The organism is Pseudomonas sp. TH41 (assembly GCF_016650695.1).
GTDB lineage: Bacteria > Pseudomonadota > Gammaproteobacteria > Pseudomonadales > Pseudomonadaceae > Aquipseudomonas.
Genome location: NZ_JAEKFH010000009.1, coordinates 25,600 through 42,787, shown reverse-complemented (window position 1 = coordinate 42,787; position 17,188 = coordinate 25,600). Strand labels below are relative to the sequence as shown.

The window sequence follows — 17,188 nt, the reverse complement described above, 5'->3', positions numbered from 1 at the left end:
TTGCAAGATATGCCGATGAACATGACGCTGCTCGATATGTCGTGGTTTCCACTGGAGTCCAGGACTATTCCCGTGCACGGAGGGTTTCTGCACGTTTTCACTCCGCCGTCAGGGGTCAGGGCTGATTACAGCCGTCGACTGCTGGCGACGATGAAAAAACGTGCCGTCGGCGCACCGTTCAACCTCCGACCGCGGCTCCGGCTTAGCGGCCTGCCCTACTGGGAGGAGGTCGACGTTGACCTCGACAACCACCTCGTCGAGCTGCGCTTGCCGGCGCCAGGCAACGATCAGCAATTGCGCGACGCTGCAGCGCAAGCGATGCACGAACCGCTGTCATGGTCATTGCCTTTGTGGCGCTGCCATTGGATCGAAGGCCTGGAAGGTGGGCGCTTCGCGTTTTTGCTGGTCGCCCATCATTCGCAATGGGATGGCATGGCGATATTTCGCCTGATGGGTGAAACCATGTCGCAGTCCGCGCAACGAAAAACCATTCGGGCGCCGTGGCAAGGCGTATCGACCTGGTTGCAACATGTTGTGCCGGATCAGGAAAGGAAGGAGCGCCCGTCTGTCCTGCGCCGGGTGCTGGGCACCATGCGTGACGCTACTCGCGCGGCGACCGATATGCGCAAGGTGTACTTACGGCAAAGCCTGCGATTGATCACCGGCAAAGGCGGAATCGCCCTGCCCCTGGCTGCGCCTGAAACCCGCCTGGAACGTCAGGGCTCAGGAGAGCGTACTTATGGATTGGTACGTTTCCCGGTAACACAGGTCAAGGCGCTGGCCAAGGCGACGGGGTGTTCGTTCAACGATGTCATGACCACGGTGATCGACGACGCCTACGGCACTTATCTGGAAGAATCGGGCAAGCCGGCAACCAGGCCGCTGGTGGCCATAGTGCCAATGGCCCTCAAGCTGGCCGGTTCCGGTAACCAGCTTTCCGCTGCGCTGGTTACCCTCGGCACGCCGGGTAGCGATGGTCGCACTCGCCTGGCCAGCATCCATGGGGCCATGAACCGCGCCAAAAAGGATATCGGCGCGATGAGTCCGGCTGGTGCCAAGCTTTACGCCATGATCAACATGACGTTTGCCGCTTTGCCTGACATGTTACGCGTCGGCGAGCGTTTCCCGGCGACGGCCAACCTGCTGATTTCCAATCCATTCGGCCTGCCGCAGCCGTTGTACCTGAACGGCAGCCGGCTCGATTACTTCCTACCCATGATGGGCCCGTCGCTTGGGGCGCGGCTGATGGTGGGTATCTGGACCTATGCTGACGAAACCTTCATGTCGCTCACCTCGCTGCGCTCTGTGGTGCCCGATGTCGAACGGCTTGCCTGCCTGGTGCAGCAATCCTTTGACACCCTTGAACAGGTGCTCGGCGACGGCCCGAGCCAGAGGCTGCCGGCGCCGGTGAAAGCGCCGAGGAAGAAAGCCGCTGCAGCCGCCCGCAGGCCGGCCGCACGTAATGCGGGGCTGGCATGAGTCCAGCTCTGAATTGCTCACCGCCGCTGCCGAATGCGCCACGCCCCTTGAGTCTGCGGGCGCGGTTTCTGCTGTGGTTCTACCGGCACATCGTCAAGGCCCGCCTGGCCAAACCTATGGAACTCGCCAAGGTCCAGACGCTACTGACCAGGCTGGATCGCTGGCTGGGCGGCGGCGGCAGAGGTTTCAACCGTGAACACATCAGTGCCCGTGGGGTGGCCGCCGACTGGATCGGTGTCGACGCAATCAAGTCGGGCCGCGTCATCCTCTATCTGCATGGCGGAGGCTTCATGTTCCGTACGCCGCGCCTGCATGCCCGGCTCGCCGCGCGACTGTGCCTGACCCTTGGTGCCCGGACGTTGATGCCGCATTACCGGCTGGCGCCCGGGCACCCGCTGCCGGCCGCGCACGAGGACTGCTTTGCGGCCTATCGCTGGCTGCTCGAGCAGGGCCAGGATCCTGCACGGATTATCGTGATCGGCGATTCCGCCGGTGGCTTACTGACGCTGGCTACCTTGCAGCGAATTCGTGATGCCGGCCTGCCCTTGCCTGCCTGCGCCGTGATGTTTTCGCCAGGCACTTGTATCGATTCCATCCGCCGGCTCGATGCGCGGGCGACCGCTGACGACCCGATGATCGGCGCCGGTGCACTCGAGTTGCTGCAGCGAGTGGTGGTCGCTGAGGTCGCCGCCCACGACCCCGGCGTATCGCCCTGTGCCGGCAGCCTGCACGGGTTGCCGCCGCTACTGTTGCAAGCGGGCAGCACCGAATGCTTGCTGCATCAATCGCAAATCGCCGTTGCGCAAGCGCGTAACGCTGGAACCCACGCCGAGCTGCAAGTTTGGCCACAGATGCCGCACGTCTGGCAGGCCGTGGACTGGCTACCGGAAGCACAGGATGCACTGGCCTGCGTCGGCGAGTTCGTCGAGCGTCACTCGCATCAGCCGGCAAGCACCTCTTGCTCTCCCACTTCAGCCGCGCACGAAGCTCGAACCTGACGCCGGTCAACTGAAAATAAGGAATGTTTATGAGCACTATCTATATCGCCGGCATCGCCATGACCGTGTTCGGTCGGCACATTGAACGCAGCCTCGACGACCTGGCGCGCGAAGCCCTCAATGGCGCATTGCAGGACGCCGGCTGCACTACTGAGGATCTGGGCATCGCCTTTTATGCAGGCATGACCAATGGACCGCTGCAGGGTCAGATCGCCATTCCGGGCCAGGTCGTATTCAGCAAGCTCGGCATCGAAGGCATCCCCATCTACAACATCGAAAACGCCTGTGCCTCCGGCAGTTCGGCCTTCAATCTGGCGGTGCAAAGCCTCAAGGCCGGCACTGCCGATGTCGCGCTGGCGCTCGGCGCGGAAAAGATGAACATCGCCGACAAGTTGAAGGCGTTCTCAATTTTCGAAGCCGGCTGGGATGTCTCGCGAGCCGAAGAGAACTACCAGATGCTGGTGAAGATGGGCGAAGGGGTTGAAGTCCCGGACGGTTCGGAATCGGACAAGCCCTACAGCAAGTTCATGGCCATCTACGCCGCCATGTGCCGTTATCACATGAGTAACTACGGAACCACCCAGCGGCAGATCGCTGCGGTGTCAGCGAAAAACCATAACCACTCGGTACATAACCCGTTCGCGCAATTTCGCAAGCCGTTCAGCATCGAGGAGATCCTCGCTGCGCCGCCGATCACCTACCCGATCACCTTGCCGATGTGCGCACCGCTGTCGGACGGTGCCGCGGCGGCCATTCTCTGCACCGAGGAAGGACTCAAGCGCATCGGCGCCGACAAGAGCCGCTGCATCAAGGTCGCCGCCAGCGTCATGCGCAGTTTCAGCCACCGCCGCCTCGACCAGCCACTGCTGCACGTCGGCCGCCTGGCCGCCAACCTGGCTTATGAGCAGGCGGGCCTGGGGCCGCAGGACATGCATGTGGCCGAAGTACACGATGCGTCGGCGATGGGTGAAATCATCCAGGTCGAAAACCTTGGTTTCGTCCCCCTCGGCCAGGGCGGATCTGCAGCCGAACGCGGCGAATTCACCCTCGGAGGGCGAATTCCGGTCAATACCTCGGGCGGCCTCGAATCCAAAGGGCATCCCCTCGGCGCCACCGGTATCGGCCAGCTCTGCGAACTGGTAACTCAGTTGCGCGGCGAAGCCGGCAAACGTCAGGTAGAGGGTGCACGCCACGCCATTCAGGAAAACGGTGGCGGTTTGCAGGGCATCGAGGAAGCGGCAGTGGCGATTCACATTCTGAGCAAATAGTTTCTTTGCTCATTGGGTACAAGCCCGCTGCAGCGGGAGGCTCTTCCCCAACAGTTATCCGACACTGCTCAGCCTGCTGCGCTGAAGCCTACACAACACTTTGCAGGAAAAATCTCATGTCCAACAGTTCCGCCCGCACCCTCTTCGGTTCCGCCGCTGGTTTCAACGTACTGGCAGGCCTTCCATTTCTGGTGGCCTTGCAACCGGTCGCCGCTTTGATGGGGCTGCAAGTCACGCCGACGTCCGCTTTGTTCATTCAAATCACCATGGCCCTGGTGGTGATGTTCGGCTGGGCCTACTGGATGATCAGCCGCGATCCAGTGCGTTATCGTCCCTATATCGTGCTCGGGATCTTGCTCAAGATCCTCGTCGTTGCTGTCATCTACGGTCACTGGCTGGCAGGCAATATTCCTTGGCCGCTGCCGGTACTGGCATCCGGCGACATCATTTTTGCGCTGCTGTTCTGGCGTTATTTGAGCAGTACTCGATAAGGATAAAACCATCATGGAACTGCGCTACCTCAAGACTACCCAACTCGAGCGCACGCTGTGGATCGAGTTGGCAAACCCACCGGCCAACTTCCTGACGGTCGATATCTGCGCCGAACTGCACCAGGTGTTCAAGGCCGCCGAACAGAACAGCAGCATCGGTGTGCTCGTGCTGACCGGCGGCCTCGAAGATACCTATATCTTCCACTTCTCGATTGCCGAGCTGCAAAAGATCAGTGCTGACAATCGGGCCTTTCTGCTCGACCGGATCTGCGGCGCGCGCATCGGCAGCAAGCTGATGGAATGGCAAGCCGAATTTTGCCTGTGGCTGATGGACAAGCTGCCATCCAGCGAACGGCCCGTGCTGGCGCTGACCCGCCGGCTGCGCGGACGCTGCTCGACGCTGTATCTGTGGTTTCAGATGATGGCGGCCTACTTTGCCATCGAGCGCAGCAGCAAGATCACCATCGCCGCGATCAATGGCAACTGCAATGGCGGCGGTACCGAAATGGCCGCCTGCTTCGACTTCCGCTTCATGGTTGGCGATGCCGGCTTTACTATAGGCCAGCCGGAAGCGCTGGTCGGCATCATCGCCGGCGGTGGAGGCACACAGCGCCTGCCACGCCTGATTGGCAAGGCCAAGGCGCTGGAATTCATGCTTGGCTGCGACCAGTGGAGTGCCGATCAGGCCAAATACAATGGCCTGATCACCGACCACTTTGGCAAAAGCGAATTCAGGAAAAAGGTCCAGGCCTTTGCCCAACGCATGAGCCGGCGCAGCCCTATCGGAGTGGCTTCGACCAAGCATGCGGTACATGCTGGACAAGACACTGGATTGCGCCAGGCGCTCGCCATCGAAATGACCTCGACCGTACGCTGTTTCGCCGACCGCTCGACCCAGGCGGCACTGGTCGAATACATGGACATCCTTGACGAAAAAATCACCCACGGGCTTGAACAGCCCGGCACTGTCCATGACGTCGCGCCATTGCTGGAAAGCGCGCGAGTTACCCGGCATTTCCACTGAAACGGCTCCCTCCCCCCTCGTCGACGGGGGGGTAATTGTTGCCTCGCATCCTCAGGATGCACCTCAGAGTGTCCAAGTTGCCGTCAATGGCAGTCATCCGAGGAGCATCACCATGTTGTACGAAAGCATCGATACCGCAGCCATCAACGACGAAGACCTGCCCTGGGTTCCCTTCTCTCCCTACAGCGACGAAGTCTTCATCAAGTACATCAAGTGCGACCCGGTTCGTGGCGAGACCATCACCCTGCTCAAGGCCCCGGCCGGCACCACGCTGCCCAGGCACTACCATACCGGCACCGTGATTGTTTATACCGTCAAGGGTGGCTGGAAATACCTCGAGCACGACTGGATCTCCAAACCGGGCGGCGTGGTGTTCGAAACCGCCGGCACCAGCCATACCCCGGTCGCGCTAAAGGAGTACGGCGATGAAATCATCACCCTGAATATCACTCAGGGCGACCTGCTGTATTACGACGAGAACGACAACATCTGCGCCATCGAAAACTGGAAAAGCGGTGTACAGCGCTACCGGGCGTTCTGCGAAGCCCAAGGCATCGAAGCCAAGGACATCACCAGCTTCTCTGCCTAACCTGCCTCGGCGATCCTGCGTCTTCAGCGGATCGCCGGCAACGTGCCAAGCACAATCCAACCCGCCGCATAAAAACAATAATCGATGGAGATACCCATGACCCAGAGGCTGCCATTGTCCGGGCGCTTCACGTTGAAACTGAGCATGCTGCTGGCCAGTTCGATCGCCTGTGCCCAGGAGACGCTGCCCTTCCCGCCTACGCCCTCAGCCAGCGATGCCAAGCCGACGTTGCAAGCGTCCAGGCACCAGAAGCGTCAGGAGCAATCGCACTTGCCGGCCGATGCACCAAACATTTTGGTGATCATGCTCGACGATGCGGGCTTCGCCCAGTCCGATACCGTCGGCGGCGCCATCCACACCCCGACCCTGAGCCGAGTTGCCGACAGCGGCGTGCGCTACAACGCCTTCCACACCACCGCGATCAGCTCGGCCACTCGCTCCGCGCTGCTGACAGGGCGCAACCATCACCGGGTCGGCAACGGCGTGATTTCGGAGCTGGCCACCGACTGGGACGGTTATACCGGGAAGATCCCTAAAAGCTCGGCGACCATGGCCGAGGTGCTCAAGCAATACGGCTACAGCACCGCCGCCTTCGGCAAATGGCACAACACCCCGCCAATGGATACCACGGCTGCCGGCCCATTCGACACCTGGCCAACCGGCTATGGCTTTGAACATTTCTACGGTTTCCTGGCGGGCGAAACCTCGCAGTACGAGCCGCGTCTGTACCGCGACACCACGCCGATAGAGCCACCGCGCGACCCCAAGTACCACCTCAGCGAAGACCTGGCCAATCAGGCGGTGAACTGGCTGCAAGGTCAGCAGACCTTTGCTCCGGATAAACCCTTTTTCCTCTACTGGACCCCGGGTGCCGTGCATGGCCCGCACCAGGTCAATGCCCAATGGGCAGACAAATACAAGGGCAAATTCGATGGCGGCTGGGATGCCTATCGTGAGCAAACCTTCGCCCGCCAGAAGGCATTGGGCTTTATCCCCCAGGACGCCAAGCAGACGCCGCGCCCGGCCGAACTGCCGGCCTGGGACAGCCTCACCCCGGAACAAAAGCAATACCAGGCACGTTTGATGGAGGTGTTTGCCGGCTTCATGGAGCACGCCGACACCCAGGCCGGGAAGATCCTCGACGAACTGGAACGCGAGGGCAAACGCGACAACACATTGATCTTCTATGTGTTCGGCGACAACGGCGCCTCTGCCGAAGGCATGGAGGGCACGATCAACGAGCTGCTGGCCCAGAATGGCATTCCGGTGTCCAAGGACCAGCAGTTGAAAACCCTCAATGACATGTACGGTGGCTTGCCGGCACTCGGTGGGCCGAAGCTTGAAAGCATGTACAACGCCGCCTGGGCCTGGGCCGGCTCGGGGCCGTTCCCCGGAACCAAAACAGTCGCCGGCTACTTCGGTGGCACGCGTACCCCGCTGGCGGTTTCCTGGCCCAAGCAGATCAAGGCTGACGCCAAGGTTCGCGGGCAGTTCCACCATGTCAACGACATCGCGCCGACCGTATACGACGTTCTGAATATCACCCCGCCCAAAGAAGTCAACGGCATCGCCCAGGACCCCCTTGACGGCATCAGCATGCGCTACACCTTCAACGACGCCGAAGTGAAGTCGAAGAAGCCGGCGCAGTACTTCGAAGTCCTCGGTAGCCGTGGTATCTACAAGGACGGTTGGATGGCCTCTGTTTTCGGCCCACGCAAACCCTGGGTCCAGGGTGCTGCCCAGTTCACAGGCTGGAACCCCGAGAACGACCAATGGGCGCTCTACAACCTAAACAACGATTATTCGCAATCCACCGACCTGGCCGCCAGCAATCCCGAGAAGCTTGCCGAGTTGAAGGCCGAGTTCGATGTGCAAGCCAAGGCCAACCATGTCTACCCGCTCGGTGCCGGCCTTTATCCGCTGCTGGATCCTTCCGTACGTGTCGGCACCCGCCAGCGTGAGTGGCATTTCAGCGACAAAATCCAGCGCATGCCGGAGCTGACGGCACCCAACCTGCGCAGCCAGAACAACAAGGTGGTGGTAGATGCTGACATCCCGGCGAACGCCAACGGCGTGCTGTACGCCCTGGGCGGTATCGGTGGCGGCGTGAGTCTTTACATGGATGACGGTCATCTGGTCTATGAATACAACGCGCTCGCCATCGCCCGGGTCAAGCTGCGCTCGGCGGAGAAAGTACCGGCCGGCAAGGTCAGTATCGAGGTGCTCACTTCCATGACCGCGGCCAAGCCTGGGTCACCGGCCAACCTCAGCCTGCGCCTCAATGACCAGGAAATCGCCAAGGGTACAACGCCGTTCACCCCACCGTTGATCTTCACCGCCAGCGAGACCTTCGATGTGGCCGAGGACCTCGGCTCGCCGGTATCTCTGGACTACTTCGAGCGCGCGCCCTTTGCCTTCAACGGCAAGATCAATGACGTGCACGTCGCCTACATGCCCTGACCTGCAGCAGTCGTCCCGGGCTCCCGGGACGGCTTTGGCGTGACGCCTGTGCTACCCAACATCTCCTGAGCGACGGATACCGATATGACTTTCGTTCCCCCACTCAATCAGATTGCCCTGTCCGTGGTCGATCTGCGCCTGACCGAGCACTGGTTCCGCGAGGGCTTCGGCCTATTGCCAGCCGGTGGTAGTCGATTGATGATGCGCGGCCTGCTGCCCTCACGGGTGCAAGGTTTACCCAAGGCTGCTTCGACCTGCTGGTGGCTGGTCGGCAGCAACCCCTGGGCACAGCTCGAACTGTTCCAGTTCGAAAACCCGATCGCCCGACCGCTGCCAAGCGACTTCCGCCCCTGCGACATCGGTTACACCCGTATTGGGCTCTGGGTCGCCGATTTCGATGAAACCCTGGTCCGCCTCGCCCGCCTCGGTTCGCAACCGCTGTCCGCGGTGCAAGGCCAAGCTGGCCAGCGCCGGGCCTGCGTGCGCAACCCCGATGGGGTCTATGTCGAGATCATGGAAGCCGATCCGCTGGCCGGCCAGGTCAAACCTGGGCGGGACTGCCCCGCAGCCATCCGCTCGGTGACCATGTCCGTGCCTGATCTTAAACAAACCTGCGCGTTCCTGCGCAATGGCATCGGCCTGACCGAAGCCGAGGCGACTTTGCACCATCCGCAGCACGAAGCGCTCTGGGGCCTGCCAGGGGCGAAAAAAAGAAGCTGCCTGTTCCTCGCCGGTGACGTGTTGCTGGAAGTCGTGCAATACCTGGAGCCGCTCGGCAAACCCCGGCCCGCGGGCTATCGGGTGTGCGACCAGGGCATCCTCAACATCGCCTTCGGCGCGCACAACAAGCAGGATCTGATGACGGTTTACCGACGAGCCCGCGCCGCCCATGCACGACCCAATTGCCGCCCGGTGCATATCCCGCTGCTGAATGCTGGGGTGGTCTACCTCAACGATGCTCAGGATTTCTCCTACGAAGTGCTCTGGCTCAAGCCGGGCAAGGCTGACCGTGCCTGGGGCTTCGAGCCGCTGCCGCTGGCCCGCCGGCCAGCGCCTGACACTCACTGCATCGAACACAGCGTGCGGATCGAGGCACCGGCGAACAAGGTCTGGGCCCACATCAGTGATCACGAGGGCATGGCCCAATGGAGTGGTTTCAAGCCGGTGACTGTCCACCGTGCCGGTAATGGCGAGCGCAACGGCCACGGCAGCGAGCGCTTGATGCACGGCCCCGGTGGGCGCGTGGTCGAGCAGGTCATCGACTGGCAACCGCCGCACAGCCTGCGCTACCGGGTGACCGAGGGCTCTCCCTTCATCTGTCACCAGGGCGAGATCCTGCTGCGCGATCTGGGCCAGGCCACCGAACTGACCTGGCGCATCCGCTTCCGGCCGAAATTGCCCGGCACCGGCAACCTGCTGCGCTGCCTGCTCCAACGGATGCTCGGGGCAATGCTGCTCAAACGTCTTAAACCGCTCATCGAGCGCTGCTGAGGAAGCACGATCCGGCACCGGCACCGGCATACCAGGGCGAGATCTTGCTGCGCGATCTGGGCCAGGCCACCGAACTGACCTGGCGCATCCGCTTCCGGCCGAAATTGCCCGGCACCGGCGACTACAGGCTTATTATCAGGCCAAGGGCTGTGAGCCGGAGCTGGTCGCCGACGCTATGGTGCGAGCCATGCAAAAAGGCCAGAATCTGGTACTGGTCGGGTCGTTCGCCAAACTGATTTTCCATATCAATCGCCTTTCCCTGGCCTGATCCGCCGGGTAATGATCAGCGACGCACGGAAAACCGGTTACCTGTGATCCTCTGCTCTGCCCCTCGCCTCCCCGAGCCTGGCCCGGGGAGGTTTTTTATGACGCTGATCGACTGCGCAGAGTTGCCGGGGGACGACAGCCTTGTGTCAGCAACCGTTCGCCCCGGCCTGATCGAACCTACTCTCAGAGTGCTGCGCTATCGCTCTTCTGCGGGCCACGTACCAGTCGCCCTGGCAGCGCACCCGTGGCCTTCCCTTCCCGATAAATCGGTACACCTGAGACAATGGTCGCGACATATCCGCGCGCGCCCTGCAGCAGCCGCTTGCCGCCAGCCGGCAAGTCGAAGTGCATTTGCGGCTGGTCCAGCCCCAACCGATCCATATCGATGACGTTGAGGTCCGCCTTCATGCCCGGTGCGATCACCCCGCGATCAAAGAGGCCCACAGCGCGTGCCGTGTCGCTGGTCTGGCGCTTGACCAGCCAGGACAGGGCGAACTTGCCACTTTCGCGGTCCCGGCCCCAATGTGTCAGCAGATAGCTCGGGAAGCTGGCATCGCAAACCACCCCCACGTGCGCTCCGCCATCGCCCAATCCCATCACCGTGTTCGGGTCGGCAATCATCTCGCCGCAGGCATCAAGATTGAAATCCGCGTAGTTCGCAAACGGGGCGTAGAGGAAACTGCGGCCTTCATCCTCGAGCAACATGTCGTACGCCAGCTCCGCGGGCTTGCGGCCCTGCCTGGCCGCTTGCGCCGCAATCGACGTGTCGCGATTCGGCTCATAGTTTGCCGGATTGCCGAGCGGGAAAATCATCCCGAACGACGTCAGATGCCGCGCCAAACCGCTCTTTGGTGGCAGTTCTATTTCTTCCAGCAAACGCTGTCGAAGACCGGCATCCTTCAGCAGCGCTAGGCGCTGCGCCAAGGGTTCATGGGCAATTCCCATGTAGCTGGCGCACTCGAAGAATGGATTGAGGCTTGCCTGAAGACCGAGCAGCGTGCCAATCGGCCGCGGTGCCACCTGCGCGCGCATGGGCAGCCCCGCCTCTACCGCATCGGCGGTCAGCGCAAGCAACTGGCGCCACGACTCCTTCCTGTGTGTCTGCTGCGCCAGGGAAAATGACATTGGCCTGCCCGACTGCTCGACGATGCGGCGCATCATCGCAAACTCCGTTTCAAGATCGGGCGTATCGAAGTCGGTGATCAGGGCAATGACACCACGACCGGCATCCTTGAGGCCCATAGCGATGCCCATCAGTTCATCTTCAGCGGCGCGCAACGAGGGGGTCGGATCGCCATTGAGGGTCCGATGGTTGATCGTGCGCGACGTCGAAAAACCGATGGCCCCGGCGTGCATAGCCTCTGCCGCCAGTATGCGCATCTGCGCGACATCATCGGCAGTCGCGGCTTCCAGGCGGGTGGCACGCTCGCCCATCACGTATACACGCAGGGCACCATGAGGCAGCTGCGCGCAAATATCGATGTCATGGGGCCGCCGCTCCAGGGCGGCAAGGTACTCGCCGAAGCTTTCCCATTGCCAGTCAAGCCCCTCATGCAACACGGCTCCGGGGATGTCTTCCACCCCCTCCATGAGCTCGATCAGGCGCTCGCGGTCCTGCGTGCGCACTGGCGCGAACCCGACGCCGCAGTTGCCCATGACCACGGTCGTGACGCCATTCCAGCTCGATGAAGCCAGCCTCGAATCCCACATAGCCTGGCCATCGTAGTGGGTGTGAACATCCACGAAGCCTGGCGTCACCACCAGGCCACGCGCATCGATCTCCTCCTTCGCCGAACCCAAAACCTTGCCCACTTCGACAATCCGACCATCGCGCACCGCGATGTCGGCCTCGAACAACGGATTGCCCAAGCCGTCCGCTACCATGCCTGCGCGTATGACCAAATCAAACATCGTTTCCATCGCTCACCCCTGATCAGAAATTGCATTGCTCGGCAATACGGCGCTTACCGTGGGACTGCTGTCTTTGAGTGCTTGCGAGAGCGCTTCGGTGAAGCAGATGACGGGTTGTGTAGCGCGTGAATGATCCCTGCTCTCAGAAGATCAGTTTCGCCATGATTGTTTTTCCTGGCATCGACAACTCCTATAAAAAGCGCTCATTTTTGTCAAAAATTGCTCATGACGATTGGCGATGGTTGGAGGCGTGCAGTCTTGAATGCAGAAGCAAGATGGTGCTCAAGGCGAGCAGAAACATGGCGCTCAAGTAATGCGCAAAAAGAACTTGAACGAGGCGCGGATCGCGCCGTTGATTCAGGGAAGTCGAAGTGGCCTACCGACTACTTTTTCAGCAGTATCGCGACGGGACTATCGTCGCGCAGGGCATGACAAGTATTGAGCAAGCCGGCAGTGGCGCGATTGTAAGCCTCGGTATCGGCGGCGGTGCGCGGCGCAATCATGGCCCTCGCCATGGGGATGGTCTGAAACGCCGTGGTGGCGATGGGCAGTAGCAACTCTGTCAGATGCACACAGCCACCGATTCCGCCGAACAGCTCTTTGATTCGCCGCGAAAAGCCCGCGCCGATGCGCTCGCCAAGCAATTTTTCGTAAGCCGGCGCCGCGGCGCGACATTCGCTGGTGGGCACTTGCGGCATGCACACCTGCACTTCGCGCACGATGAAGTCGTCGTCCAGGGTCAAGCGAATGTACATCCCGTGAAAAGTCTGGCCGATCGCCAAAGCTCGTCCTTCGGCCAGGGTCACCGGGTGAGTCTTGCTGTCATCCAGGCGTCCTTCGATATCCCACAGACCGTCTGCCCGCAGGTACCCCAGGCACTCGACCTTGCGGCGGTGAATCAACCGGCGGCCTTGCTCGTCGACATCGTTGGTCACGGTCAAACTCCAAGTATTAGACTGCCTGTTGCGATGCCCGACCAGCTGCGCCAGGCTCATCAAGGCCCAAGGCCATGCCAACTTCAATCACCCGGTGTTCTACCGGGCAGTACTACGTCGTACAAGCGCGAGCGCACCATCGCCAAAAAGTCATTGATGGCTAGATTTTGCAAATGTTCCGGTAGCGATAGAGCGGCTTCGTATGCCGGGACGGCGAGCGTTGCCGCCATTCGCATGGTGACGCAGATAATGTTTTGGTCAATATCCGGAGTCAGCGCTATGAAGCGCTCGCTGAACAAGCGGGCATTGCGCGCCGTATCTTCGTCGTCGATCTTGCGCAGGGTCGGCAAATAGCGGGTCGCCGCCCACAGGCCACGTATTACCGGCGTGGAACGATAAGTCTGGAAACCCAGTTCGATGCTTTGCAGAGCCGCTCCAATAAGCGCCTCTGGGGTTTGAGCGCGCGCCAGGATTTCGGCGGCGCCGCGATCGAAGTCAGCCATCAGGCGTGAAATCAGCGCGGCAAGAATGGCTTCGACTGAATTGAAGTAGTGATAAATCGAGGAGTGGGTAATGCCGGCGCATGCGGCGATTTTGACCATGGTCAGGTTGTCGTAGCCCCCTTCGGCCACTACTGCCTCTGCGGCGGCGAGGATTGCGTCAATGCGATCGAGGGCACGCTGCTGCTGTGGTGCGCGCTTGATCGGCAGCGCAGTTTTTTCAGAACTTTCCATATTCGTCTCTTGCTCTCCGGAAAACAGGCCAATAGCGCGATTGTGACAGCAGTGGGCCCGACTGGGTTTGACTGCGCCTGATTATTACCGGCGGCTATGTGATTTTTGGTGCGCGCCATTCTGATATTGCCATTGCATAAGGGTACCGCCGATCGTGCCCGAATGTAAATTGACACGGTGTCAGATAATATTTTACATTCTGTCACATTCAACCTGAGGGCTGGCCCGCGAGGCGGTGGGCGCTCCTGCACAACAATTACAATCGGGGGAAAAACGCATGAATAGCCACTTCAAACGATCCTTGCTCGGCAGCGCACTGGTGGCGCTACTGGGTATCAATGGCGCTCAGGCGGCGTCCACCGCAGACCTGGCCAAATTGGGCAACGAATTGACGCCCTTCGGCGCAGAAAAGGCTGGCAACGCCAATGGCACCATTCCAGCCTGGAGCGGCGGCCTGACTCAGGCACCCGCCGGCTGGCAGCCAGGTCATGGTGACCCTTACGGTGCCGAAAAACCGCTGTATTCGATTAATGCGAAGAACCTCGCCCAGTACCAGGCACAATTGCCACCTGGTCAGGTCGAGTTGATCAAAACCTACCCGGGCTACCGCCTGGACGTCTACCCGACCCATCGAAGCTGCACCTTTCCGGACGAGATCGCCAAACGCACCAAGGAGTTCGCTGCCCAAAGCAAGATCGGCAGCGATGGCTGGCAGCTGGAGCAGGCCGCTGGCGCTGCGATTCCCTTCCCGGTACCGCAAAGCGGCATCGAGGCAATGTGGAACTATAAGCTTCGTTACATGGCCAAAGGGCGTCGCGCGCAGTTCTCCCTGTTGATGCGCGAGAAAGACGGGGCATTGTCCGAGTTCAAACAGTGGGTCTACGAGTATTACCCCTTCAACGACCCCGCGGTGAAGGGCCCGTCCGATGCTGGCGGGTTCGAAGCCAAGCTGCTCGCCGACGTACTCTCGCCATCCTCGCGAGCAGGTGAGCTGTATTTGGTGCATGCCTACCTGGATAAGCCGCAGGATTCGTGGATCTACTTTCCAGGCCAGCGTCGTGTTCGCCGCGCGCCATCCTTCGCCTATGACAACCCGATCGCCGGCACGGACAGCCTGTACTTCGTCGACCAGATCAACATGTTCACCGGCGCGATGGATCGCTACGACTTCAAACTGGTCGGCAAGCAGGAAATGGTCGTGCCGTATAACTCCTATAAGCTGATCGACAAGGCTAACAAGTTTGTCGACCTGATCGGCCAGGACTACCTCAACCGCGACGTGCAGCGTTACGAGAAGCACCGAGTCTGGGTGGTGGAAGCGACGGTTAAGGCGGACAAGCGCCATTCCTTTGCCAAGCGGGTGTTCTTCATCGATGAAGACAGCTGGGCCGTATTGCATGTGGACATGTATGACGCCAAGGGCAATCTCTGGCGCGTACAGGAAGGCAGCCTCTGGGCGGACCCGCAGATTCATTCCTGCACCGCTTACGAGTACACCAGCTACGACCTGATCGCCCGACGCTACATTGCCGACGGTTTTACCCAGGAGGGTGAAGTACTCGACCTGACGGCCGGCCTCGAGGGGCGGGTCAACGAAAAACTCTTCAACTCCAACGAACTGCGCCGTCGCGGCGAACGCTAAGTCCGGTCAAAGGAAGAACTCATGCACAACAATAAAAAAGGCGCGGCGTCAGCCGCGCCGGGGTTCCTGCGCTCAAAAAACAGTCTGGCTGCGGCGGTAATGACCGCTTCGAGCCTGGCCTGGATGTCGCCTAGTCACGCCATGCGCTTCGGTTCCGAGGACGGTATCTCCGGCAGCTTCGACTCCACGCTGTCATATGGCATGGCCACGCGCATGCAATCACGCGACTGCCACCTGCTCGGTGGCGACAGTGGTGGCTGCAACGACGGCACCAATACCCAGCTAGGGCAGTTTTATAACCTCAGCAAAGGTAATGGGTACGCCAACGCCGATATCAATTTCACCAACTCCGACGATGGCGACCTCAACTACAACAAGCACGACGTCTTCTCCGAGGTAGTGAAAGGCACCCACGAGCTGAGCCTGAAGTTCGGCGATGGCTGGAGTGCGTTGGGGCGGGTCAGTTGGGCGAAAGACTTCAAGATGGATAACACCCGGCGCACGGAGCTCGATGACAATGCCGACCGCGAAGCCACCGAACGCATGGACCTGCTGGACCTGTGGGTAGCCAAGAGCTTCGACCTGGGCGAGATGCCGGCCAAGGTCAAGGTCGGCAATCAGGTGATCAGCTGGGGCGAGGAAATTTTCGTCACCGGTGGCATCAACCAGATCAATGCCATCAACCTGCCGAAATACCACACGCCCGGCACTCAGTTGAAGGAGGTTTTCATCCCGGCCCCCATGGCTTCTTTCAACTTGGGACTGACGGAAAACCTGAACCTTGAGACCTACTACCAGTTCAAGTGGAATGCCTACGGCATCGACCCGGTGGGCACTTACTATTCCAACTCCGATGTGGTGGGTGAAGGCAACCGGCCTATCTACTTCTCGACCAGCACCGTCGACGGGCTTCTCGGTGCAGGGACCTGCGCTGCGTTGACACCGACCGGCCATTGCGGCGAGCCACGGATCAGCGGACTGGACGATGCGACCCTAGTCGCCAACGGCTTGGCGATACCGTACGCCGGTGAGCGCGAAGCCAAGAACAGCGGCCAATATGGTGTTGCCCTGCGCTGGACGGTAGAGGAAATCGCGACCGAATTCGGCTTTTTCTACCAGCGCTATCACGACAAGCTGCCCTTCGTGGGATACACCGCTACGTCAAATCCCGATGGGCTGGTGATCGACAACTACTTCTGGAATTACGGCGAAGACAAGAACCTGTACGGCCTGTCGCTCAATACCATGGTCGGTCCGGTGGCAGTGGGGGCCGAGTTGTCCTATCGGCCAAACGACAGTGTCGGCATCGACCCCACAGTGCCCTTCGGTCAGGCCTTTACCGGCGAGTTCAACAAGTTCAGCGTGTACGACACCGGCACCAACAGAGGCTTCGTCGAAGAAAAAAAATGGCAGGCCCATGTGAATGCCATCTACACCTTCTCGGCAAGCGATCCTCTGGGCTTTATTCCCTTGAGCGTGGGGGCATCGGACGGTTTCGTACTGGCTGAGGCGGTAGTCACCCATTATCCGGATCTGGACACCTCGGGTAAGACCCCGTACTTCCTGCCTGACTATTCACTGCCGGACAGGACCTCATGGGGCTATGTCACCGAGCTGGGTATCAACTACCCGAATGTGTTCGGCACGGGCATTACTGTCACGCCGCAACTCGACTTCACCCATGACGTCAACGGCACGTCGCCGAACGCCTTGCCGTTCGTTGAAGGTCGCAAATCGCTCACGACAGCCTTGCTGTTCAACTACCGCGACCGCTGGAAAGGTGGCTTGCAATGGGTCCAGTACTGGGGCGGTGGCGACAACAACCTGATGGCTGACCGCGACTTTTTGAGCGGCAACATTTCTTACTCGTTCTGACCGCGGGAGCATGGCGGGCCCGTC

General features: G+C 60.6%; 13 protein-coding genes. 10 read left to right on the top strand and 3 right to left on the bottom strand.

What is annotated here, in order from left to right; translation table 11 throughout:
* The first annotated feature begins 21 nt into the window (after positions 1-21).
* The 8 genes from JFU37_RS29500 (at position 22) to JFU37_RS29465 (ending at position 9,800) form a co-directional block, all read left to right on the top strand.
* Positions 22-1,479 (top strand): wax ester/triacylglycerol synthase domain-containing protein, encoded by a 1,458-nt coding sequence (locus JFU37_RS29500; protein ID WP_201120647.1) that lies wholly within the window; start codon positions 22-24, stop codon positions 1,477-1,479.
* Entirely contained in the window at positions 1,476-2,477 is a 1,002-nt protein-coding gene (locus tag JFU37_RS29495; protein ID WP_201120646.1) for an alpha/beta hydrolase, read from the top strand. Before JFU37_RS29500 ends, JFU37_RS29495 begins: the two co-directional genes overlap by 4 nt.
* A 29-nt stretch (positions 2,478-2,506) precedes the next feature.
* Complete coding sequence (locus JFU37_RS29490; RefSeq protein WP_201120645.1) at positions 2,507-3,745, top strand: thiolase family protein; 1,239 nt, start codon at positions 2,507-2,509, stop codon at positions 3,743-3,745.
* A 116-nt stretch (positions 3,746-3,861) separates the two neighbouring features.
* Positions 3,862-4,236, top strand: a complete 375-nt coding sequence (locus tag JFU37_RS29485; protein ID WP_201120644.1) for a hypothetical protein — start codon at positions 3,862-3,864, stop codon at positions 4,234-4,236.
* 13 nt (positions 4,237-4,249) lie between these two features.
* Positions 4,250-5,260: an enoyl-CoA hydratase/isomerase family protein gene (locus JFU37_RS29480; RefSeq protein WP_201120643.1), complete on the top strand. Its 1,011-nt coding sequence runs from the start codon at positions 4,250-4,252 to the stop codon at positions 5,258-5,260.
* A 112-nt stretch (positions 5,261-5,372) separates the two neighbouring features.
* Entirely contained in the window at positions 5,373-5,849 is a 477-nt protein-coding gene (locus tag JFU37_RS29475; protein ID WP_201120642.1) for a 2,4'-dihydroxyacetophenone dioxygenase family protein, read from the top strand.
* A 96-nt stretch (positions 5,850-5,945) separates the two neighbouring features.
* Positions 5,946-8,309 carry an arylsulfatase gene (locus JFU37_RS29470; protein WP_201120641.1) on the top strand — a complete coding sequence of 788 codons (2,364 nt, stop codon included), beginning with the start codon at positions 5,946-5,948 and terminating at the stop codon, positions 8,307-8,309.
* A gap of 84 nt (positions 8,310-8,393) precedes the next feature.
* Entirely contained in the window at positions 8,394-9,800 is a 1,407-nt protein-coding gene (locus tag JFU37_RS29465) for an SRPBCC family protein (RefSeq protein WP_201120640.1), read from the top strand.
* Positions 9,801-10,250: 450 nt separating this feature from the next.
* Here the strand turns inward: JFU37_RS29465 and JFU37_RS29460 are convergent, their stop codons facing one another.
* The 3 genes from JFU37_RS29460 to JFU37_RS29450 all read right to left on the bottom strand — a co-directional run bounded on the left by JFU37_RS29460 (position 10,251) and on the right by JFU37_RS29450 (position 13,647).
* Entirely contained in the window at positions 10,251-11,987 is a 1,737-nt protein-coding gene (locus JFU37_RS29460; protein ID WP_201120639.1) for an N-acyl-D-amino-acid deacylase family protein, read from the bottom strand.
* A 374-nt stretch (positions 11,988-12,361) separates the two neighbouring features.
* The gene (locus JFU37_RS29455; protein WP_201120638.1) at positions 12,362-12,913 is read right to left on the bottom strand and encodes a DUF2889 domain-containing protein; all 552 of its coding nucleotides are present in this window, start codon (positions 12,911-12,913) and stop codon (positions 12,362-12,364) included.
* An 83-nt stretch (positions 12,914-12,996) separates the two neighbouring features.
* Positions 12,997-13,647 carry a TetR/AcrR family transcriptional regulator gene (locus JFU37_RS29450; protein WP_201120637.1) on the bottom strand — a complete coding sequence of 217 codons (651 nt, stop codon included), beginning with the start codon at positions 13,645-13,647 and terminating at the stop codon, positions 12,997-12,999.
* Positions 13,648-13,924: 277 nt separating this feature from the next.
* On the opposite strand from JFU37_RS29450, the gene JFU37_RS29445 reads away from it, so the two are divergent.
* Positions 13,925-15,289, top strand: coding sequence for a DUF1329 domain-containing protein (locus tag JFU37_RS29445; protein WP_201120636.1), 1,365 nt, complete (start codon positions 13,925-13,927; stop codon positions 15,287-15,289).
* A gap of 21 nt (positions 15,290-15,310) precedes the next feature.
* Positions 15,311-17,164 carry a DUF1302 domain-containing protein gene (locus JFU37_RS29440; RefSeq protein WP_201120635.1) on the top strand — a complete coding sequence of 618 codons (1,854 nt, stop codon included), beginning with the start codon at positions 15,311-15,313 and terminating at the stop codon, positions 17,162-17,164.
* Positions 17,165-17,188 lie beyond the last annotated feature (24 nt).

Bases quoted from the DNA above. Each gene is read 5' to 3' on its own strand.
- JFU37_RS29470 (WP_201120641.1), top strand. From the start codon at position 5,946: ATGACCCAGAGGCTGCCATTGTCCGGGCGCTTCACGTTGAAACTGAGC.
- JFU37_RS29480 (WP_201120643.1), top strand. From the start codon at position 4,250: ATGGAACTGCGCTACCTCAAGACTACCCAACTCGAGCGCACGCTGTGG.
- JFU37_RS29475 (WP_201120642.1), top strand. From the start codon at position 5,373: ATGTTGTACGAAAGCATCGATACCGCAGCCATCAACGACGAAGACCTG.
- JFU37_RS29495 (WP_201120646.1), top strand. From the start codon at position 1,476: ATGAGTCCAGCTCTGAATTGCTCACCGCCGCTGCCGAATGCGCCACGC.
- JFU37_RS29445 (WP_201120636.1), top strand. From the start codon at position 13,925: ATGAATAGCCACTTCAAACGATCCTTGCTCGGCAGCGCACTGGTGGCG.
- JFU37_RS29490 (WP_201120645.1), top strand. From the start codon at position 2,507: ATGAGCACTATCTATATCGCCGGCATCGCCATGACCGTGTTCGGTCGG.
- JFU37_RS29465 (WP_201120640.1), top strand. From the start codon at position 8,394: ATGACTTTCGTTCCCCCACTCAATCAGATTGCCCTGTCCGTGGTCGAT.
- JFU37_RS29460 (WP_201120639.1), bottom strand. From the start codon at position 11,987: ATGGAAACGATGTTTGATTTGGTCATACGCGCAGGCATGGTAGCGGAC.
- JFU37_RS29440 (WP_201120635.1), top strand. From the start codon at position 15,311: ATGCACAACAATAAAAAAGGCGCGGCGTCAGCCGCGCCGGGGTTCCTG.
- JFU37_RS29485 (WP_201120644.1), top strand. From the start codon at position 3,862: ATGTCCAACAGTTCCGCCCGCACCCTCTTCGGTTCCGCCGCTGGTTTC.
- JFU37_RS29450 (WP_201120637.1), bottom strand. From the start codon at position 13,647: ATGGAAAGTTCTGAAAAAACTGCGCTGCCGATCAAGCGCGCACCACAG.
- JFU37_RS29500 (WP_201120647.1), top strand. From the start codon at position 22: ATGACGCTGCTCGATATGTCGTGGTTTCCACTGGAGTCCAGGACTATT.